Genomic DNA, 18,659 nt, shown 5'->3' with positions numbered 1-18,659 from the left:
TCAAAACTCTCATCCTGAAGCAAAGCAAGAACGACTGAACCGTCAAAAGAGGGAGGACCCGCGTGATCGAGCCGCTGGTTTTGCTGCCCGGACTGATGAGTGACGCAAGGCTGTTTCGACCGCAGATCGAACTTCTGTCGCGAGACAGGGCCGTAACGGTTGCGCCGATCTCGGGCGGGGAGCGAATCGAGGAGATCGCCTCGGGATTAATTGACCAACTGCCACAAAGGTTCGCGCTTGCCGGGCACGGCATGGGCGGAATGATCGCGTTGGAGCTGGTCCGCCGCGCTCCGGATCGGGTGAGGAGGCTTTGCCTGATATCGACGGATGCGCAAGCTGATACCCCGCATATCGCGGCAGGGCGCGAAGAGTTGATGATTGGGGCGCAGGCCGGACGTCTGGACGAGGTGATGCACAAAGTCATCGGTTCGGACACTCTGGCACCGGGGCCGCGGCGAATACCCATTCTGCAGGATATGATCCAGATGGCGCTTGAGCTGGGGTCTGATCTGTTCGCGCGGCAAATGCGGGCTTTGCAGCGCCGACCGGATCAGCAGGCCACGCTGCGCTTGATCGGAGTGCCAACGTTGGTTCTGTGCGGTGCTTACGACACTGTGACCCCGGTTCGAAAACACCAGTTCATGGCAGATATGATCCCTGAAACCGAGTTGCTGGTATTGGATGATGCGGGTCATTTGCCAACGCTGGAGGCTCCGGGGGCCGTCAACAGCGCTTTGGTGGAGTGGCTGCAGGTGCCGCTGCGATTGCTTTAGTCGTAGAACGCATAACGCTGTTCTTTGGTCAGGATGGTCGGGGTGACGACGGGTGCGGCGGTTTCTGCGGCAAAGAATTGCGATGTCTTCCAACGACCTGACAGGCGCGATCCGATTACGCGTCTGATCAATCCAAACGCTGCATATTGCACCTTTTCGTGCTTCTGCTTGCCATTTGGCGCAGGCACGAACCCGCGTGTGGTAATCGGGCCGAGCCTGGATGGATCGGGAATACGTTTCACGACAAAGCCCGCGAATGGAAATTTACCAGTTTGCGGTGTGGTCGCCAGAGGCGCATCACAGCAGCTCGCGTACCACCGCAACATTCCCTTCGGGCTAAGCTGCATGGCTGCAAGATGCTCTAGACCCTTATCGATGCGGATATCTTCTGGCGTGGTCTGCAGGATTTCGACCGGGCCGGGGGCGGGGTCGGGTTGTTTAAAATACAGCTGCGCGGCGCGGCAATCGTGACAATAGCAGTCAACATGGGTGCCGCACCTGACACCTCTGGGTGTCAGATGCCCGCACAATGCACCGCAGGTGCATGAAAAGGGAAGCGCATCTGCGGTTGGTTCACTCATGCAACCTTGTTGCTATTGGCCGCCCGGCGATTGGGCTTCTTGCGGCTGTTTTCGTTCATGAAATCAATCACAAGCGGGCGGATATTATCGCGCCAGCTGCGCCCGGCGAAGATACCATAGTGGCCCGCGCCGGGCTCAACATGGCTTGCCTTCTTGCTGTCGGGCAGACCGGTGCACAGGTCCAGCGCCGCAATACACTGACCGGGGGCCGAAATATCGTCATTCGCGCCCTCAACCGATTTCACCGCGACATCGGTGATCTTGCCGATATCGACCTTATGTCCGGCGACTACGAATTCATTGCGCGCGATCTCGCGGTTCTTGAACACACGCTCAACCGTCGACAGATAGAATTCGGCCGTCATATCCATCACGGCCAGATACTCATCGTAGAAGCGATTGTGGGCATCGTGGTCCGAGGCTTCATCGCGGATAACGCGCTGAATTTGGTCCGAGAAGGCCTTGCTGTGACGCTCGGCATTCATCGACATGAACGAGGCCAGCTGCAGCAGGCCGGGATAAACCATCCGACCCACACCTTTGTATTTAAAACCAACGCGTTGGATCATGGTTTCTTCCAACTGACCCATAGTGACGCGGCGACCGAAATCCGTGACCTCGGTTGGGGTCGCGTCAGGGTCGACCGGTCCGCCGATCAGGGTCAGGGTGCTGGGCTGTGCCTTGGGCTCGACCTCGGCCAGATAGGCGGTTGCAGCCAGAGTCAGAGGCGCGGGCTGGCAAACAGCAACAACATGCGTGTCGGGGCCCAGCTCTTTCATAAAATCGACAAGGTAGAGCGTGTAATCCTCGACATCGAACTTGCCTTCGGACACAGGGATATCGCGCGCGTTATGCCAGTCGGTGATGTAAACCTCACAATTGACCAGCAGGCTTTTGACGGTCGACCGCAACAGCGTTGCATAGTGACCGGACATCGGCGCAACCAGCAGAACCTTGCGCGGCTGTTCTTCACGCCCATTGACGCGGAAGTGGATCAGGTCACCGAATGGGCGCTCCAGAACCGTAGTTATGTCAACCAGATGATCTTTGCCGTCTTCGCAGGTAAAGGTGCGGATGCCCCAGTCGGGCTTGACCACCATGCGCTGAAAAGTACGCTCCGTCACTTCACCCCAGGCTGCCATCCAGTTGAACGCCGGGTTGGGTGTCATCGAAAACAACGGGTAGGACGCCATCGCACTGGCAGTTGCACCAAGCCACTGGTTGGTGTTACGCATTGTTTCCATCAGGTCGTAGGTCATCATGTAGCGCATCGAATGTGCCTCCTGGGTATCAGCCTGAAAGTTTGGACCATTCGCCGCTTTGCTCCCCGATGGCTACGACGTTATTCTGCATAGCAGCGAGGTTAGGGGGGAATTGTTAAAATGACAACTGCTGACGGCCAAACGCCGAAGTTGACCGAAGAAACCATTGATCGACTTAAAGAAAATATGGGCAAAGTCGAAGAATTGTCCAAGCGACTTGTCGAGGTCATGGCCGGCAAAACGCCGCATACCCCCGCCCTGGATGGCCCGAATCAAGAGCTTTTTGCAAAAGCAGCAACGGCCTATTGGACCGAAGCTTTTCAGAACCCGACCAAGCTGCTTGAACATCAGATCGAATATTGGGGAAAGTCTGTCCTGAACTTTGCCGAGGCTCAACAGGCCTTTGCAAGCGGCGAAAACGAAGCGCCTGAATCTTTGTCCAAGGACAAGCGATTCTCGAATCCGATGTGGGAAACCAACCCGTATTTCCGTCTTATTCGCCAGCAGTACCAGACCAACGCGGAGGCCATCTCGCAGGCTGTTGCGTCGGTTGAGGATCTTGAGGCCAAGGACAAGCAGCGGCTTCAGTACTTTTCGCAACAGATCATCGACATGATGGCACCAACGAATTTTCTGGCCACTAATCCAGATGCGCTGGAAAAGGCGGTCGAGACCGAGGGTCAGTCGTTGATCCAGGGGTTGGAAAATCTTGTCTCGGACCTTGAGGCCAATGATGGCGAGATGGTCGTCAGGCTGGCCGACGAAAGCGCCTTCGAGATTGGTGGCAATATCGCGACCACACCCGGCGATGTCGTCTATCGCAATCGTTTGATGGAGTTGATCCAGTACAAACCAGTCACCGAGACAGTGCATGAAACGCCGATCGTGCTGTTCCCGCCCTGGATCAACAAATTCTATATCCTCGACCTCAAGGCGCAGAACAGCCTGATCAAATGGGTGACCGAACAGGGCTATACGCTGTTTGTTGTCAGCTGGGTCAATGCCGACAACTCTCATGCCGATATTGGGCTGGAGGATTATGTTCAAGACGGTTTCCTGACTGCCATCGACGAGGTCAAGAAGATCTGCAAGGTCAAGCAGGTCAACGCGGTGGGGTACTGTATCGCGGGTACGACGCTGAACCTTACGCTCTCGCTGATGAAACAGCAGGGTGACAAATCGGTGAAGTCAGCGACCTTCTTTACGACCCTTACGGATTTCGGTGAGCAGGGCGAGTTCACGCCTTTCCTGCAGAACGATTTCGTCGACGGTATCGAGGATCAGGTCACGAAGGACGGGATTCTCAAGGCTTGGATTATCGGGCGAACCATGTCCTTCCTGCGGTCGAGGGATCTGATCTATACCCCGGCGATCCGGAACTACATGATGGGTGAAACACCGCCCGCCTTCGATTTGCTGTTCTGGAACGGAGACGGGGCCAACCTGCCCGGGAAAATGGCAATCCAGTATCTGCGCGGGTTATGCCAGAGCAATGATTTCGTCACAGACGGGTTCGAGCTTTTGGGTCACAAGCTGCACATTAAGGATGTCGACGTGCCTCTGATGGCGATCACCTGCGAGACGGATCATATCGCTGCGTGGAAGGATTGCTATCGCGGCGTGCAGCAGATGGGGTCGAAGTCCAAAACCTTTGTGGTCTCGGAATCGGGTCACATCGCGGGTATCGTAAACCCGCCCAGCAAGAAGAAATACGGCCACTACACCAACCCGGATATGAAGGCGGGTGCCGAAACCTGGCTGAAAGACGCTGACTTTCACGAGGGCTCCTGGTGGCCGATGTGGGAAGCATGGTTGAAAAAGCGCTCTGGCAAGCAGGTTCCAGCCCGCGACACCGGCGATTCGGATCATCCGCGGCTGTGCCCGGCCCCTGGAACCTATGTTTTGGTCAAGGCAAACCGCTGATATCATTTTGAAACTCAACTTTTTCTGCATTGCAGCAATAAAAAACTTGCAATGCTGCGATGCAGCAATCATATTGTCCTCAAGCTGATGAAACCCGGGGTGGGCCCGGACAGGCTAAAAGGATTAGGACAATGGCAAAGACCCAAGACTTTACCGCGACCCTGAAAGACATGATGGGTGCATTCCCGGTTGACACAAGCGCTCTGGAAGACGCGTTCAAATCGACCGCATCGCTGAACGAAAAGCTGTCGGGCGTTGCCCTGGACGCAGCTGAGAAGTCGGCTGAAATCTCGAACAAATGGACCAAGGAAACCCTGGCCAAGCTGACCGAGATGTCGAAAGCAAAGGCAGAGCCTGCTGACTACGCAAAAGCCGCAACCGACTTCGCAAGCGCGTCGGCTGAAGTTGCCGCAGAAAACATGGCTGCTTTCGCTGAAATCGCGAAAAAAGTTCAGACCGAAACCGTTGAGCTGCTGATGGCGGCTGGCAAAGACGCTGCAGAAGACGCAACCGCAGCCGTCAAAAAAGCCACCAACGAGGTGACCGCTGCCGCTAAGAAAGCAGCAACCACCAAGTAAGGCAAGTCTGCGAACTAGCACCCATTCCTCCCAAGCGGTGCATCGCAAGAGGGCAGGTCGTTTGACCTGCCCTTTCTTTTTGTTCTGCAGTCGCATAACCTCTGCTGCAACGCATCATCCTTGGGGAGGGTAAACGGTGTCGGAACAAGAAAAACCGTTGTTGATCAAGCGCTATGCCAGCCGTCGGCTATATAACACTGAGACCAGTGATTACGTGACGCTTGAAGATATCGCGGGCTTCATCCGCGACGGACGTGAAGTTCAGATTATCGATCTGAAAACCGGGGATGATCTGACCCGTCAGTATCTGCTTCAAATTATTGCCGAACATGAAAGCCGCGGCGAAAATGTTCTGCCGGTCAACGTTCTGAACGATCTGGTCCGCAGCTACATGGTGCCGGGTGGGGGCATGATGCCGCAGTTCCTGCAAAGCTCGTTCGAGATGCTGCGCGAAAGCCAGTCCAAGATGATGGAAAACATGAACGCCATGAACCCGATGTCTCAGATGCCGGGTTTCGAGGCGATGCAAGCGCAGCAACAAGCATTTCTGAAAGCTATGACCGGGGGCCTGTCGGGCAAATGGTCCGGTTCGGATGGCGAGCAAGAGGCGTCGTCGGAGCCCAAAGAAGATTTGGACGACATCAAAAAGCAACTCGCGGAACTGCAGCAGAAATTGTCCAAACTTAGCTGATCGGGCTGATGCGTCGACTGCTTGCGATTGCGGTACTGCTCTGGGCGCAGACGGCGCTGGCGCAAGGTAAATTCTCGAACGTGTGGGAGCCGATCTGCACAATGGGGCAGGACACTTCGGCTGGCTGCGCGGATATCCGGGATCGCGAAATCCTGAACGCCTTCGAGGAGCCTTGGCGGGCTATTGGGCGCGTCAATTTTGCCAGCCGCAGCCAGCGGTCTCACTGTTCAGGTGTTCTGGTGTCGGAGCAGTTGGTGCTTACGGCGGCGCATTGCCTTTACAATTCTGCCCGCCAGCGATGGATACCGCCTTCAAGCATCCGGTTTGCCGCAGGATATCAGCGCGGTGAGGCTGTCGCGGTCTCTGCCGTCAATGCCTACCGGCTGTCCGCATCGCAAGGTGTGGATGGAGCTTTCAACAATCGCGCCGACTTGGATTGGGCCGTGCTGGAACTGACCGATCCGATCGGAGCAGAGCTTGGGTTCTTGGCGCTCGCCGACGACACAAGCGAAGGGTTTGTGTCGGGGTATCCCGGCTTGCGCCCCCATGTCTTGAGCCGTACCGGAGCTTGCGTGCCTCAGCCTGCGGGTCAGCACCTCCTGCACGCAATATGTCCTGTCATGATGGGAGATTCCGGCGCGCCACTACTGGTTCAGACGGAGGAAGGTCCGGCAGTCGCTGGGATATTGTCGCGCATCGCGCCGACCCCGGATGGGATCGACGCGTTGTTTTTGTCCGTTCAGGCGTTTGATCTTGGTGAGAACTGATCAGGTACCGTAGACCGGCATCGGGCCGACCACTTCACCGATTGAGGCCAGCAGGATATCCGCGATCACGTCAAGTTCTTCGCGCGTCAGGCGGACGGGCAGGCGCACGTCACAGGCGCCCATCAGCATGGCGCGGGTTTGTGGCAGATCGACCTGTTCAGGCAGGAATTGCCAGTTCCAGAAGGCACGCGCGTTGTCCTGGCTCAGGCCGAAGACCTGCACCTTAACACCCCGTGCCTCGGCAGCTGCCGCGAAAGCTTTGATTTCATCGTCACCAAGGTCCACCAGATTGAACTGGATCGAATCCGGCGCTCGGCGTTCAGGTGTTAGCGGCGCGGGAACGTCGATATGGGGCGACGTGTTCAGGCGATCCGCGACATAGTCATGATTTTCCAGTCCGTCACGTACCCGACGCGCCAGTTCCGGAATCTGTGGACGGATCACAGCGGCGCTGAGGTTGCTCATCCGCAGGTTATAAAGCGGTAACTGGTTCTGCCAGCGGGCAAAGGCCAGCTCAAGCTCGGGCGCGCCTGAGTGTTTTTTCCAGTTATGTTCATATGCGCCTGACATGATGACGGTGCGGGCTACCAGATCAGCGTCATCTGTAATCAGGATCCCGCCTTCGCCCGCGTTGATCATCTTGTAGGACTGGAACGAGAAACAGCCGATCTTGCCGATCGTACCGATATTGCACCCATTCCAGGTGGTGCCAAGCGAATGTGCGGCGTCCTCAATCACAGGTATATCGCGCGCGTCACACAGCTCCATTATGGCATCCATGTCCGAGGTATGGCCGCGCATATGGCTGATGATCACTGCCTGAACGCTATCCAGCTTGGCCGCGAAATCCTCCATGTCGATGCGATAATTGCTGCCAACTTCGCAAAGAACCGGAATGCAATCCGCGTGAACGACCGAGGACGGTACGGCGGCAAAGGTAAATCCTGGGATCAAAACCCGCGCATCCCGCGGCAGATCCAATGCCTTGAGCGACAGGAACAGCGCAGCAGAGCAGGACGACACGGCCAGAGCGTATTTGCTGCCCAGCAGCGCGGCAAACTCGGCCTCAAGCAGCGAAACCGGTGCATCCTGTGGCGCGGTATAGCGGAACAGGTCGCCAGATTGCATCAGGGCGTCAATTGCGTCTCTTGCGGCTGCGGGGATGGGTTCGGCGTCATGAACGTTGGGTACAAGCGTCATATTTGGATTTCCCGAATTTTATCTTTGGGAAAGATAAAGTCATATAGCGCTCAAGCCAAGGCTTGTTTCGCCCTATTGGCGAAATTTCACCAATCTGTCGTAAACTCAGGGATCACAGTGTCAGTCGCAGGTTCGCCGTGCCAGAGCTGGTGGCCAATTGTGCCCGAGCAACTGATGCATATAGTGTCTTTCCATGTTGATCTTTCTTACCATTCTGTTCCTCGTCGTCGCTGGCCTTTGCTATTATTTCTGGTCGAAACGGCAGGCCCGCGCCGAGTTGCTTGCCACGCCGCTGAGCGCCCGTCAGCGCGATATCATTGATCGTCAGGTGCCAATCATCCGGCGGCTTCCGCAGCCGCTGCGCCAGCATCTGGATGGCAAGGTGAACTTGTTGCTGGATCAGGTGAGTTACTACGGTTGCGATGGGCTGGATGTGACGGAAGAGATGGAACTTTCGATTGCGGCACAGGCTTGTCTGCTCGTGATCAACAGTGACCTTTGGTACGATAATCTGACAACGATCCTGATTTATCCCAACGCCTTCAAGTCAAAGCAGCAGCGGCGCTCGGGTTATGTCGTGTCTGAGAAAGAAATCGTGCGCACCGGTGAAAGCTGGGATCGCGGGCCGGTCATTCTGTCCTGGGCGCATAGCCAGCAAGGGGCGCTGGATGATCGGGATGGCCAGAACGTGGTGCTGCATGAATTTGCGCATCAGATTGACGACCTTTCCGGCGGTACGAACGGCGTGCCAATTCTAAGCGCAGGTCAGAGCTTTGCCGAATGGGAAAAGGTATTTCTGACCGCCTATGACGCGCATGTGCGCGCTGTCGAAAGCGGTCGGCGCACGGTGATTGACCCCTATGGTGCGACTGGGCACGAGGAGTTTTTTGCCGTCTCGGTCGAAGTATTTTTTGAACGCCCCCGCGCGTTACAGCGCGAGGTGCCTGAGGTGTACGAGCAACTCTCGAAACTGTTCCGTTTGAACCCGGTCGAGTGGGATTAGCGTGCCAGATTCAGACGGAACCGCATCTTGGCCTTTCGCTCGGCGGGCAGGTGCCGGTTCAGACGTTTGTTGACCATGCCGAAACACCAGACGATGACCAGTGTCAGTAAGATGAAGTAGAACGCCAGAATCGGGTAAGGAATGAACGGGTTGAACGTCTTGTCGGCGAAGTAGCTCGCGTAATACAGCGCGTCTCCGCGTTGCTGCCAGGCCGGGAACGCCGAGAAGAAAACCAGCGTGGTGGATTGGAACACAAAGATGGCTTCGTTCGTATAAGCGGGCCAAGCCAGCCGCAGCATGGTGGGCCAGATGATACGGCGGAACCGGGACCAGCCAGACATGCCATATGCGTCTGCGGCTTCGGTATCCCCTTTGGGAATCGAGCGCAGCGCACCATAGAAGATCTCACCCGAATAGGCGGATGTGTTCAGGAACAGCACGATCAGCGCCCCCAGCCAGGCCGAGGTGAAGGCGTCGAACATCGGATAGGGCTTCTTCAGCGAAAGGAAGAAGAAATAGGCGAAGAAGAACTGGATAAACAGCGGCGAGCCGCGGAACAGGAAGATGAACCACTCGGACGGTTTGCGCAGCCATTTGTTCGATGAGGCTTTGCCGACAGCCAGCGCGGTGGCGAGGAAGAACCCTGTGATCATCGCCATGATCCCGAAATAGATATTCCAGATCATGCCCGAGCCGATCAGCGTGAAGTGCTCGCACAGGGTGAAATCGGTTTTGGGCAGCAGGCGCTCGCCGAAGCCCAGTGAACGGAGTCCGTAATCCTGAATGGTCTGGATGCAGCTCATGCGGTGGTCTCCTTGCGCAGAAGCTCTCCGCCCGATGTGGCCTGACCGTGGGAAAGGCGGCGCATCAGTTTCTCAAGCCCGATTTCCGAGACGCGGGTCATGCCGAGGTAGAAGATCAGCAAGGCGAGGAAATACCACATGCGCCAGTCGCCATGGGGGTATTGGGTGAATTTCGAAGTTTTTGTGCCGCCCAACTCACGCGCCCAATAAACGATATCTTCGATGCCCAGCAGAAACAGCAGTGGCGTGGCCTTGATCAGCACCATCCAGAGGTTCGACAGGCCGGGTAGGGCGTAGACCCACATTTGCGGCACAAGGATACGCCAGAAAGTCTGGCGGCGGGTCATGCCATAGGCCTCGGCGGTTTCCAGTTGGGCGTGGGGCACGGCACGCATGCCGCCGAACAGGACGTTGGCGGCGAAGGCGCCGAAAACGATGGAAAAGGTGATGACTGCGAGGAAAAACCCATAAGTTTCGTGCACCCATTCAGGCGCGGTGCCCAGCGGCAGCTTGGCGGCTTGGCAGACGAGGAAGTCATTGCCTTGCCGAACTGGTTCGGTCCAGTCGGGGCAGATAACTTTGTGCCGGATCCACTCGAAACCCTGATCCAATGCGATCACGAAAAACAGGAAAAAGGCGATGTCTGGCACGCCGCGCACAATGGCAATGTAAGCTTTGCCCAGCCAGCTTAGCGGTGGGAAATGCGACCGCGCCGCCATGGCACCGGCAAAGCCGAAGCTGAGCGCGACTGGGGCAGTGACGGCTAACAAGCCCAACACTTTGAGAAAGGATAGGTAGAATGACCAGTGGACGCCATTGGTTAGATAGCACGAGAACCAGTGGAACGTGCCGAGCGTGTCAGGATCAGCGCAGTAGGAGAACATATGGCGTCTTTCGAACGTCTTTACCGGCAAAGCCGATGCCGCGGCCCGGCGCTGAGGCGCCGGACCGGGATACGATAGGTATTAGTTGGTGACGACTGAACCGTCAGCACCGTATGTGGCGATTCCTTCACCGAACCACTTGATCAGCATTTCGTTCAGTGTGCCGTCGGCCTTCATAGAAGTGATGGCCTCGTCAAACTTACCACGCAGCTCACCGTCGCTTTCACGCAAGCCCATGCCGACACCACCGCCCAGCGGAACCGGATCTCCAACAAAGACCAGTTCACCGCCCGATTCTTCTACCAAAGGAACCAGATAATCGCGGTCTGCCAGAACGGCATCGGCTTCGCCGTTACGAACGGCTGCGATGGTTTCTTCCGGGGTTGCGAATTCGACAAGGGTCGCGCCGGATTCGGCAACGTGGCCAGCCTGGATGGTGGCGGTTTGTGCTGCAACAATACCGCCAGTCACATCTGCCGCGTCAGAGGTCGCAACGTATGCTGAAGCAGTCGGCGGATAGTAGTCTTGAGTGAAGTCGATGACCTCATCACGTTCGTCGGTGATCGACATGCCCGCGATGATGGTGTCGTAGTTGCCCGAGACCAGATTCGGAATGATCGAATCCCAGTCGTTCTTGACCCACTCGCACTCCAGATTGGCGCGCTTGCACAGTTCATCACCTACGTCACGCTCAAAGCCGTCGATCTCACCAGCGTCGTTGATGAAGTTATACGGAGGGTAGGCGCCCTCGGTGCCCATGCGCACGGTTTCGGCCATGGCCACACCGGCGGTCAGAGCCAGTGCTGCGGTGGTCAGAATCAGGTTTTTCATTGTTACTCCCCTTATTGGTTCTGTCCGTTGATTATGCCGCCTGAGTGGCGGAGAGAAAGCCCTGAAGCCGTTGGGATTCAGGGGTAGTGAAAATATCTTCGGGTGTGCCCTCTTCTTCGATCAGGCCTTGATGCAGGAACACAACATGGCTGGAGATGTCCGCTGCCATCTTCATGTCATGGGTCACGATGATCATGGTGCGGCCTTCGGCGGCCAGATCCTTGATCACCTTTATCACTTCCTGTTCCAACTCAGGGTCGAGCGCCGAAGTGGGTTCGTCAAACAGGAGCGCCTCAGGCTCCATGCAAAGCCCACGCGCGATGGCGGCACGCTGTTGCTGGCCGCCAGACAGCTGTGCCGGATAGACGTCGCATTTGTCGCCAATGCCCACCTTTTCCAGATATTTGCGGGCGCTGTCCTCGACCTCGGCCTTATCACGGCCCAGAACGGTGACCGGGGCCTCCATCACGTTTTGAAGGATGGTCATGTGGGCCCAGAGGTTGAATTGCTGGAACACCATCGATAGGTTGGTGCGGATACGCAGCACCTGTTTGGCGTCGGCCGGGCGGCGGTTATGCCCTTCACCGGACCAGCTCACCGGTTCACCTTTGAACAGAATCTCGCCCTGCTGGCTGTCTTCCAGCAGATTGCAGCAGCGTAGAAGAGTAGATTTGCCTGACCCGGAAGAACCAATCAGCGAGACAACGTCGCCACGATGGGCGGTAATGTCCACTCCCTTGAGCACCTCGAGATTTCCGAAGCTTTTGTGCAGGTTCTTGATCTCGATGACGGGCGCGTTTTCTGTCACGGGCAGTCCAGTTATTGTGAATGGTGTTGGTGCGGTACTAGGGCTGAAAAATTGAACCAATGCAATGCGCAAATGACAAGTTCACGTGGCGAAATCGCCAAAATGACCAGTCGCTTTAATCAAAATCGTCAGTTTAACGTCCGCTCTGCCCGCCAAGCAGGCGGGCCAGGGTTAATGAGACTCACGGTGTTTCCAGCCGCGCCGACGCGACGAGGTGCTGGCTGTGATGGCGGGATGGGCTTTGGGGGAGGCATCGAAGGTGATCGAATCAGCCGCCTATCAGACTTTCGCAGCCCGTTGACGGGCCATGGCTGAATCTACGTCGCTGACACCCAGCAAGCTGACAACGAGGCGCAGTAGCGAATCCTCCTCGCCAGTGCGTTGCCCGTCGGCCAGTGCGACGGACCACATCGCCTGTACCACCGCCAGACGGTCGTCATAGGCGACGGCCACTTTGATGGCTCGGGTGAAGCGGACAGTGTCGGGTGCCTCGGCCTCAAGATCTTCGGCGCGGGCACGCAGGGCTGCGGCCTCGAACGGCGAAAGGCCATAACGCTCGGCCGAGATACGGTCGATCCGGGCCATTTCGGTATCGGCATAGTCATTGTCGGAACGTGCGATGCGCACCAGTAGGGCGGTCAGAGCCAGGCGAGCATCGTCTTCGACAAGCGGGTCGGGCTGTGGCTGTGTGAGCCGAGACAGGAAATCACTGAACATAGTCAGATATATAGTGCGCAATCCGAAAGGTGGAAACCGGTATTAGGGGCAAATTGTGCGTCAAAGAAAGCCCCGGCCTAGGTCGCCTCCAAGCGGCTTTGCACCCGTTCGCGGGCAGCTTTGCTGTCGTTGAAGCTGAGGCCCATGGCAATACGGGCCTCTTCAACGATTTTGATCTCACCTTCGTCCGAGTTGCCATCGGCCAGCACGACCTCCCACAAGGCGTCCAAAGCGGCCAGGCGCTCCTGCAAATCAGTAGTTTCACGGATCAGCTTGCCAAAAGTATCGGTTTCCGGCGCGGCAGCATGCAGCTTTTCACAGGTAGCGCGCACTTTTGCGGCCTCAATGGCGTTGTGCTGGTAGAGGCGGGCGAGGATGCGGTCGATCAGGCTGATCTCTTCCAGTTTGTAATCACGATCTGCCTGCGCCACGCGCACCATCAATGCACCGAGGGCCAGTTCGGCATCCGGGTCTGGAAGGTTGTCGTGTTGCGGCGGACGGAACGCCTGAAAGAACTTCTTCAACATAGGGTTAGGATATTCCTAAATTTCGGACGCGCCAAGCGGTGCTAGCCTTCATAGCCCTGAATGATCACAAGATCGCCGGTGGACACCGGATCGCGCAGGGCCTTAGCCGTTTGATAGCCTTCGCTTTCATAACAGGCCAGCGCCTGTTCGTAGCTGGGGAATTCGATCACTACGGTGCGGGCGCGGGCCTGGCCTTCGACCTCGGTCCGATCACCGCCTCGCACGAGGAATTTGGCACCATATTCGGCAAAAGGCGCGGCGTTTGCGGCTATATAGTTCTTGTAAGTGTCGAAATCATCGACATCGACATGGGCAACCCAGTATCCTTTGGCCATGGGGCTTCCTCCTGTGCTTTCACGCGCAAGGTGCGGAGGAATGTCTGGGAATGCAATCCCCTAAAAGTGGATCACCCGCCCGATTGCAGCGCCTCGCGAGCTTTGTCCTGCAGCCAGGCAATCATCTGCCGGTAGGGCACCGGGCCATAGCTGATCCGGGCTACGCCAAGCTTCGCCAGTGTCGGCGTGTCAGGTGTGCCGGGAAGGGCGATGATATTGACGGGTAAGTCGGTTGCTTCACACAGGCGACCGATCATCGTTTCATCTTTCAGGCCCGGTGCAAAGAAGCCGCTGGCCCCGGCCTCAGCATAGGCTTTGGCGCGGGCCATGGCATCGTCCAGCATCGCCTGATCATGGCTGTCCGGCGCCGCCTTGAGGAAGATATCGGTACGGGCATTGATGAACGCGGGAATTCCGGCAACATCACAGCTCTCACGCATGGCTGCGACGCGCGCAGCCTGTGTTTCGATGTCATAAAGCTCTTTCGTTCCAACGATCTGGTCTTCAAAGTTGAAGCCGATCACGCCGGTTTCGAGGGCCCGTTTAACATTGGCCGAGATGCCGAACGTATCTTCGGCATAGGCGCCTTCCAGATCCATGGTGACCGGGATGTCAACGGCCTCCACAATGCGCCGCGCGTTCTCCAGCGCCGCGTCGAAGGGGATGTTCTGCCCATCTGTAAAGCCTTGCGCCATTGCGACCGGTGCACTGCCAGTCGCCAGAGCCTTGGCCCCGGCATCGCGTACAGCTGCGGCGCTGCCCGCGTCCCAGATGTTATAGAGGATGACCGGATCGCCCTTTTTGTGCAGGGCGGCAAAGGTTTCTGCTTGGGTTATCTGATCTGTCATGGCCGGTCTCCTGTCGGTTTCTTCCGACAGTTAACTGCGACAACGGCCGCTGCGTACAGTTTTTTTCGCAGCAGCCCTCACTTTGCAGTGACCTAGACGAGGCGCGATGTGTCCTTGGCCGCACGCACGAAGTCGCGGAACAGGGGATGCGGGTCGAAGGGTTTGGACTTTAGCTCCGGGTGATACTGAACTCCGATGAACCATGGGTGATCCGACCATTCAACAATCTCGGGCAAGCGGCCATCGGGCGACATGCCCGAGAAGTTCAAACCAGCCTTTTCCAGCTTGTCGCGATACTTGATGTCGACCTCATAGCGGTGGCGGTGGCGTTCCTCGATCTGAGTGCCGCCATAGACATCAGCGACTTTTGATCCCTCGGCCAGAACTGCATTATAGGCGCCAAGACGCATGGTTCCGCCCTTGTCGTCTCCGACTTTACGTTCGACTTTGTGATTGCCCTGCACCCATTCTTTCAGGTGGTAAACAACCGGTTCGAAACGCTTTTTCCCGGCTTCGTGGTCGAATTCTTCCGAACCCGCCTCGGCGATGCCCGCCGCATTCCGCGCTGCCTCGATCACTGCCATCTGCATGCCGAGACAGATGCCCAGATATGGTACTTTGTGCTCCCGCGCGTATTGAGCCGCTTTGATCTTGCCTTCGGTTCCACGTTCGCCAAACCCTCCGGGGACAAGGATCGCGTGGAAGCCTTCCAGATGCGGTGCCACATCTTCATTGTCGAATACCTCGGCATCAACCCACTCGACCTTGACCTTCACGCGGTTGGCCATGCCGCCATGGGTCAGCGCCTCGGCAATCGACTTATAGGCGTCTTCCAACTGAGTGTACTTGCCCACAATAGCGACCTTCACCTCGCCTTCGGCGTTGTGGATGCGGTCGCTGACATCTTCCCATTTCGCCAGATCGGGCTTGGGGGCAGGGCTGATCTGGAAGGCATCCAGAACCGCCTGATCCAGACCTTCGCGATGATATGCCAGCGGGGCGTCATAAATGGTGCTGAGGTCTTGTGCTGCGATCACGCTGTCGGGGCGGACATTACAGAATAGGGCCAGCTTCTCGCGTTCTTTGGTCGGGATCGGGCCTTCGGAGCGGCACACCAGAATGTCGGGGGCCAGACCGATCGAGCGCAGCTCTTTTACCGAGTGCTGGGTCGGCTTGGTTTTCAGCTCACCGGACGCCTTGATATAAGGCAGCAGCGTCAGGTGCATGAACAGGCACTGACCACGGGGTTTGTCCTGACTGAATTGACGGATAGCCTCAAAGAAGGGCAGGCCTTCGATATCGCCCACGGTGCCGCCGATTTCGCAGAGCATGAAATCAACCTCATCCTCGCCAATGGCGATGAAATCCTTGATCTCATTGGTGACGTGCGGGATCACCTGAATGGTTTTGCCCAGGTAGTCGCCGCGGCGCTCTTTCTCAAGCACGTTGGAATAAATCCGGCCCGAGCTGACCGAGTCGGTCTTACGCGCGGCCACGCCGGTGAAACGTTCGTAATGGCCAAGGTCCAGATCGGTCTCGGCCCCGTCATCGGTGACGAACACTTCGCCATGTTCAAACGGCGACATCGTACCCGGATCGACGTTCAAATAGGGGTCGAGCTTGCGCAGGCGTACTGAGTATCCTCGGGCCTGCAGCAGCGCGCCCAAAGCCGCCGAAGCCAGTCCTTTACCCAAGGACGAAACCACACCACCAGTGATGAAAATAAATCGCGCCATGTTGTTCGGCTTGCTCCCGTGAGACGTCAAAATCAGCTGCCCGACGGTTTACGAAAAACCGCTGCATCACGGGACTTCACATATAAAGGATTCGCGCCCATAGCGCAAGAGAACCGCAAGATGCTGTTGCAGTCCTCTTTCCGGTTTCTAGGTTTTGTGTATCAGTCGGCCTGCGGGATCAGCGGCGCATTGTCGCCCTGTGTCGGAGGCAGAAGATCATCAGCCGACGGTACAGCCGGGGTGCTTTCCTCGGTCGGGGCCGGGGCCGGAACGCCCAAACGGTCGATAACCGAGCTGCCCGAGGATTTCTGTGCGGCCAGAATGGTCAGCGTGATCGAGGTGACGATAAAGCACGCCGCCAGGATCCAGGTCACTTTGCCCAACGCAGTCGCAGCTGCGCGCCCGGTCATGGCTCCGCCACCGCCGCCACCCATGCCAAGGCCGCCACCTTCGGACCGCTGCATCAGCACAACGGCGATCAGGCCCAGAGCCAGAAGAAGATGGATGATGAGAACGACGTTTTCCATGGTGGTCCTGTACAGCGTGGCGTGTATCGCGTGGTACTTATGCAAGTTTGGTTCTGGGGGCAAGGGAGGAGTTGCCATCACGGTTGGTGATGTGATGGATCACGCCAAAGGGACTGGACAGGCGGGCAAGGCGTGGCGCAGGCTGCGGCTCATGCCACATGATGACCACGACCACCCGCACGCCCTGTTGCCGCCCGAACCCGCGCTCCGTGTCAAAGCGCTGGAGACGATTCTGACCCGTAAGGGGCTGATCGACCCGGCGGCGCTGGATGAGATCATCGATACCTATCAGAACAAGATCGGCCCGCAGAACGGGGCCCGCGTCGTTGCCAAGGCATGGAGCGATCCTGACTTCAAGGCAGCTCTGCTTGCAGATGCGACGCCGGTCGTCGCCGATCTCGGATATTATGGTCGTCAGGGAGAGCATATGGTGGTGGTCGAGAACTCCCCTGCGCAACACAACATGGTCGTTTGTACATTGTGCAGCTGTTATCCATGGCCTCTGCTGGGGATCCCACCAGGTTGGTATAAATCCGATGCCTATCGCGCCCGCGCCGTGCGCGAACCGCGCAAGGTGTTGGCCGAGTTCGGTGTAAGCTTGCCTGACACCACGTCCGTTCGGGTGTGGGATTCAACGGCGGAGATTCGCTATCTGGTTTTGCCCATGCGCCCTGCAGGCTCTGAATGGTTGAGCGAAGACGATCTGGCCGCTTTGGTCACCCGCGACAGCATGATTGGCACGGGCTTGCCCAAGGTGAACGCATGACCCGCGTTCACGACATGGGAGGGCGGTTCGGAGACGGGGCTATTGATCCAGAAGCGGAAGACGCTCCTGTTTTTGCCGAAGACTGGCACGCGCGTGCTTTGGCGGTAACTCTTGCGTCGGGGTTTCTGGGGCAGTGGAATATCGATGTATCGCGCCACGCCCGCGAGCGCCTGTCCCCTAAGGATTATGCGCAGTTTACCTATTATGAAAAATGGATTTCAGGACTCGCAAATCTGCTGGTCGAAAACGGCGTGTTGACGTTGGATGATTTGCGCGGCGCCGAAGAAGACGCCGAACATCCTTTGGCCACGCGTGTTCTAAAGGCTGATGCCGTTGCCGCTGCCCTTGCCAAGGGTGGTCCGGCGGACCGCCCATCGAACGTCGCGATTCAGTTTGAGGTTGGGCAATCGGTGCGCACCGCGCGTCCAACGGCAAACCGGTTGGTCGATGGCGGTCATACGCGGCTGCCGATCTACGCGGCTGGCGCCCGAGGGCGGGTGCTGCGATTGCATGGAACGCATGTGTTGCCTGATTCTAATGCGCATGGATTGGGTGAAGCTCCCGAACCACTTTATGCTGTAGTCTTCCCAGCATCGGAACTCTGGGCCAATCCCGAACATTCAGAGGATGAGGTCGTGCTGGATCTGTGGCAATCCTACCTCGAACCCGCATGAGTGATTGCGTCGCCCATACCGCCCCCGAGCCGGTCTTTGCCGAACCTTGGCACGCGCAGATATTTGCTGTCACGGTGGCCCTGAACGAGGCGGGTCGTTTTGATTGGCCGGATTGGGCCTCTCGGTTCTCTGCAACGCTGAAGCGTCATGGTCTGGACCGTGAGTTGGATGGCGGTGACGACTATTTCCATGCATGGTTGGAGACGCTGGAAGTGTTGTTGACGGAACAGGGTGACACATCGCTCGCCGATATCTCGGCCTTGCGCAATGCGTGGGAAGAGGCCTACTTGACCACACCCCATGGCCAACCTGTACGCTTGTCGCAGGGGTAGAGGGGGCTCTGCCCCCGCCGCGGCCAGCCGCGACTCCCCCGAGATATTTATAGCCAGATGAAGCAGGGGATCCGGTCTTCATCTGGCTATAAA

The 18,659-nt window shown here is 57.4% G+C and carries 22 protein-coding genes; 9 read left to right on the top strand and 13 right to left on the bottom strand.

Annotated features, from left to right (window positions below; translation table 11 throughout):
* Positions 1-62 precede the first annotated feature (62 nt).
* Entirely contained in the window at positions 63-773 is a 711-nt protein-coding gene (locus ACR0NF_RS06295; protein WP_480777935.1) for an alpha/beta fold hydrolase, read from the top strand.
* On the opposite strand, the gene ACR0NF_RS06290 is transcribed toward ACR0NF_RS06295, so the two are convergent.
* Positions 770-1,354 (bottom strand): DUF6151 family protein, encoded by a 585-nt coding sequence (locus ACR0NF_RS06290; protein WP_480667120.1) that lies wholly within the window; start codon positions 1,352-1,354, stop codon positions 770-772. The two genes, ACR0NF_RS06295 and ACR0NF_RS06290, sit on opposite strands and share 4 nt — an antisense overlap.
* Entirely contained in the window at positions 1,351-2,625 is a 1,275-nt protein-coding gene (phaZ, locus tag ACR0NF_RS06285; protein ID WP_480470202.1) for a polyhydroxyalkanoate depolymerase, read from the bottom strand. The genes ACR0NF_RS06290 and phaZ overlap by 4 nt, the downstream gene beginning before the upstream one ends.
* Positions 2,626-2,736: 111 nt before the next feature.
* Here phaZ and ACR0NF_RS06280 point away from each other — a divergent pair, with 111 nt between their 5' ends.
* The 4 genes from ACR0NF_RS06280 (at position 2,737) to ACR0NF_RS06265 (ending at position 6,575) form a co-directional block, all read left to right on the top strand.
* A complete protein-coding gene (locus tag ACR0NF_RS06280; RefSeq protein WP_480777934.1) occupies positions 2,737-4,539 on the top strand; it encodes a PHA/PHB synthase family protein in 1,803 nt (600 codons plus the stop codon).
* A gap of 131 nt (positions 4,540-4,670) precedes the next feature.
* The gene (locus ACR0NF_RS06275; protein ID WP_480470200.1) at positions 4,671-5,117 is read left to right on the top strand and encodes a phasin family protein; all 447 of its coding nucleotides are present in this window, start codon (positions 4,671-4,673) and stop codon (positions 5,115-5,117) included.
* Between the two features lie 136 nt (positions 5,118-5,253).
* Positions 5,254-5,808, top strand: a complete 555-nt coding sequence (gene phaR / locus ACR0NF_RS06270) for a polyhydroxyalkanoate synthesis repressor PhaR (RefSeq protein WP_480777933.1) — start codon at positions 5,254-5,256, stop codon at positions 5,806-5,808.
* Positions 5,809-5,816: 8 nt separating this feature from the next.
* Entirely contained in the window at positions 5,817-6,575 is a 759-nt protein-coding gene (locus tag ACR0NF_RS06265) for a trypsin-like serine peptidase (RefSeq protein ID WP_480777932.1), read from the top strand.
* On the opposite strand, the gene ACR0NF_RS06260 is transcribed toward ACR0NF_RS06265, so the two are convergent.
* Complete coding sequence (locus ACR0NF_RS06260; protein ID WP_480777931.1) at positions 6,576-7,775, bottom strand: DegT/DnrJ/EryC1/StrS family aminotransferase; 1,200 nt, start codon at positions 7,773-7,775, stop codon at positions 6,576-6,578.
* A gap of 193 nt (positions 7,776-7,968) precedes the next feature.
* On the opposite strand from ACR0NF_RS06260, the gene ACR0NF_RS06255 reads away from it, so the two are divergent.
* Entirely contained in the window at positions 7,969-8,778 is an 810-nt protein-coding gene (locus tag ACR0NF_RS06255) for a M90 family metallopeptidase (protein ID WP_480470196.1), read from the top strand.
* Here the strand turns inward: ACR0NF_RS06255 and ACR0NF_RS06250 are convergent.
* The 10 genes from ACR0NF_RS06250 to secG all read right to left on the bottom strand — a co-directional run bounded on the left by ACR0NF_RS06250 (position 8,775) and on the right by secG (position 16,794).
* A complete protein-coding gene (locus tag ACR0NF_RS06250) occupies positions 8,775-9,581 on the bottom strand; it encodes an ABC transporter permease (protein WP_480777930.1) in 807 nt (268 codons plus the stop codon). The two genes, ACR0NF_RS06255 and ACR0NF_RS06250, sit on opposite strands and share 4 nt — an antisense overlap.
* Positions 9,578-10,465 carry an ABC transporter permease gene (locus ACR0NF_RS06245; protein ID WP_480777929.1) on the bottom strand — a complete coding sequence of 296 codons (888 nt, stop codon included), beginning with the start codon at positions 10,463-10,465 and terminating at the stop codon, positions 9,578-9,580. The genes ACR0NF_RS06250 and ACR0NF_RS06245 overlap by 4 nt, the downstream gene beginning before the upstream one ends.
* Positions 10,466-10,546: 81 nt before the next feature.
* The gene (locus ACR0NF_RS06240; protein ID WP_480470193.1) at positions 10,547-11,296 is read right to left on the bottom strand and encodes a transporter substrate-binding domain-containing protein; all 750 of its coding nucleotides are present in this window, start codon (positions 11,294-11,296) and stop codon (positions 10,547-10,549) included.
* 31 nt (positions 11,297-11,327) lie between these two features.
* Complete coding sequence (locus tag ACR0NF_RS06235; RefSeq protein WP_480470192.1) at positions 11,328-12,104, bottom strand: ABC transporter ATP-binding protein; 777 nt, start codon at positions 12,102-12,104, stop codon at positions 11,328-11,330.
* Positions 12,105-12,383: 279 nt separating this feature from the next.
* Positions 12,384-12,821, bottom strand: coding sequence for a tellurite resistance TerB family protein (locus tag ACR0NF_RS06230; protein ID WP_480470191.1), 438 nt, complete (start codon positions 12,819-12,821; stop codon positions 12,384-12,386).
* 77 nt (positions 12,822-12,898) lie between these two features.
* Entirely contained in the window at positions 12,899-13,348 is a 450-nt protein-coding gene (locus ACR0NF_RS06225; RefSeq protein ID WP_480470190.1) for a tellurite resistance TerB family protein, read from the bottom strand.
* A 41-nt stretch (positions 13,349-13,389) separates the two neighbouring features.
* A complete protein-coding gene (locus tag ACR0NF_RS06220; RefSeq protein ID WP_480777928.1) occupies positions 13,390-13,683 on the bottom strand; it encodes a DUF1330 domain-containing protein in 294 nt (97 codons plus the stop codon).
* Positions 13,684-13,754: 71 nt separating this feature from the next.
* Entirely contained in the window at positions 13,755-14,531 is a 777-nt protein-coding gene (locus tag ACR0NF_RS06215) for an isocitrate lyase/PEP mutase family protein (RefSeq protein WP_480777927.1), read from the bottom strand.
* 92 nt (positions 14,532-14,623) lie between these two features.
* Positions 14,624-16,267: a CTP synthase gene (locus ACR0NF_RS06210; protein WP_480470187.1), complete on the bottom strand. Its 1,644-nt coding sequence runs from the start codon at positions 16,265-16,267 to the stop codon at positions 14,624-14,626.
* 161 nt (positions 16,268-16,428) lie between these two features.
* A complete protein-coding gene (gene secG / locus ACR0NF_RS06205; RefSeq protein WP_480658093.1) occupies positions 16,429-16,794 on the bottom strand; it encodes a preprotein translocase subunit SecG in 366 nt (121 codons plus the stop codon).
* Positions 16,795-16,945: 151 nt separating this feature from the next.
* Here secG and nthA point away from each other — a divergent pair, with 151 nt between their 5' ends.
* From nthA to ACR0NF_RS06190, 3 genes are read left to right on the top strand one after another with little or no spacing between them, the layout of a single operon-like run.
* On the top strand, positions 16,946-17,560 hold the full coding sequence (gene nthA / locus ACR0NF_RS06200; protein WP_480777970.1) for a nitrile hydratase subunit alpha: 615 nt from the start codon (positions 16,946-16,948) through the stop codon (positions 17,558-17,560).
* On the top strand, positions 17,557-18,234 hold the full coding sequence (nthB, locus tag ACR0NF_RS06195) for a nitrile hydratase subunit beta (RefSeq protein ID WP_480777926.1): 678 nt from the start codon (positions 17,557-17,559) through the stop codon (positions 18,232-18,234). Before nthA ends, nthB begins: the two co-directional genes overlap by 4 nt.
* On the top strand, positions 18,231-18,566 hold the full coding sequence (locus tag ACR0NF_RS06190) for a nitrile hydratase accessory protein (protein WP_480470184.1): 336 nt from the start codon (positions 18,231-18,233) through the stop codon (positions 18,564-18,566). Before nthB ends, ACR0NF_RS06190 begins: the two co-directional genes overlap by 4 nt.
* The last annotated feature ends 93 nt before the right edge of the window (positions 18,567-18,659 follow it).

The organism is Ruegeria sp. CF4, from assembly GCF_056537345.1.
Note: the sequence above shows the minus strand (reverse complement) of the source record. Positions and strands in the feature narration are given on the sequence as shown.

Excerpts from the sequence above, each read along its gene's own strand:
- ACR0NF_RS06290 (WP_480667120.1), bottom strand. The coding sequence starts at position 1,354 with ATGAGTGAACCAACCGCAGATGCGCTTCCCTTTTCATGCACCTGCGGT.
- phaZ (WP_480470202.1), bottom strand. The coding sequence starts at position 2,625 with ATGCGCTACATGATGACCTACGACCTGATGGAAACAATGCGTAACACC.
- ACR0NF_RS06280 (WP_480777934.1), top strand. The coding sequence starts at position 2,737 with ATGACAACTGCTGACGGCCAAACGCCGAAGTTGACCGAAGAAACCATT.
- ACR0NF_RS06275 (WP_480470200.1), top strand. The coding sequence starts at position 4,671 with ATGGCAAAGACCCAAGACTTTACCGCGACCCTGAAAGACATGATGGGT.
- ACR0NF_RS06265 (WP_480777932.1), top strand. The coding sequence starts at position 5,817 with ATGCGTCGACTGCTTGCGATTGCGGTACTGCTCTGGGCGCAGACGGCG.
- ACR0NF_RS06260 (WP_480777931.1), bottom strand. The coding sequence starts at position 7,775 with ATGACGCTTGTACCCAACGTTCATGACGCCGAACCCATCCCCGCAGCC.
- ACR0NF_RS06255 (WP_480470196.1), top strand. The coding sequence starts at position 7,969 with ATGTTGATCTTTCTTACCATTCTGTTCCTCGTCGTCGCTGGCCTTTGC.
- ACR0NF_RS06250 (WP_480777930.1), bottom strand. The coding sequence starts at position 9,581 with ATGAGCTGCATCCAGACCATTCAGGATTACGGACTCCGTTCACTGGGC.
- ACR0NF_RS06245 (WP_480777929.1), bottom strand. The coding sequence starts at position 10,465 with ATGTTCTCCTACTGCGCTGATCCTGACACGCTCGGCACGTTCCACTGG.
- ACR0NF_RS06240 (WP_480470193.1), bottom strand. The coding sequence starts at position 11,296 with ATGAAAAACCTGATTCTGACCACCGCAGCACTGGCTCTGACCGCCGGT.
- ACR0NF_RS06230 (WP_480470191.1), bottom strand. The coding sequence starts at position 12,821 with ATGTTCAGTGATTTCCTGTCTCGGCTCACACAGCCACAGCCCGACCCG.
- ACR0NF_RS06225 (WP_480470190.1), bottom strand. The coding sequence starts at position 13,348 with ATGTTGAAGAAGTTCTTTCAGGCGTTCCGTCCGCCGCAACACGACAAC.
- ACR0NF_RS06220 (WP_480777928.1), bottom strand. The coding sequence starts at position 13,683 with ATGGCCAAAGGATACTGGGTTGCCCATGTCGATGTCGATGATTTCGAC.
- ACR0NF_RS06215 (WP_480777927.1), bottom strand. The coding sequence starts at position 14,531 with ATGACAGATCAGATAACCCAAGCAGAAACCTTTGCCGCCCTGCACAAA.
- ACR0NF_RS06210 (WP_480470187.1), bottom strand. The coding sequence starts at position 16,267 with ATGGCGCGATTTATTTTCATCACTGGTGGTGTGGTTTCGTCCTTGGGT.
- secG (WP_480658093.1), bottom strand. The coding sequence starts at position 16,794 with ATGGAAAACGTCGTTCTCATCATCCATCTTCTTCTGGCTCTGGGCCTG.
- nthA (WP_480777970.1), top strand. The coding sequence starts at position 16,946 with ATGCCACATGATGACCACGACCACCCGCACGCCCTGTTGCCGCCCGAA.
- nthB (WP_480777926.1), top strand. The coding sequence starts at position 17,557 with ATGACCCGCGTTCACGACATGGGAGGGCGGTTCGGAGACGGGGCTATT.
- ACR0NF_RS06190 (WP_480470184.1), top strand. The coding sequence starts at position 18,231 with ATGAGTGATTGCGTCGCCCATACCGCCCCCGAGCCGGTCTTTGCCGAA.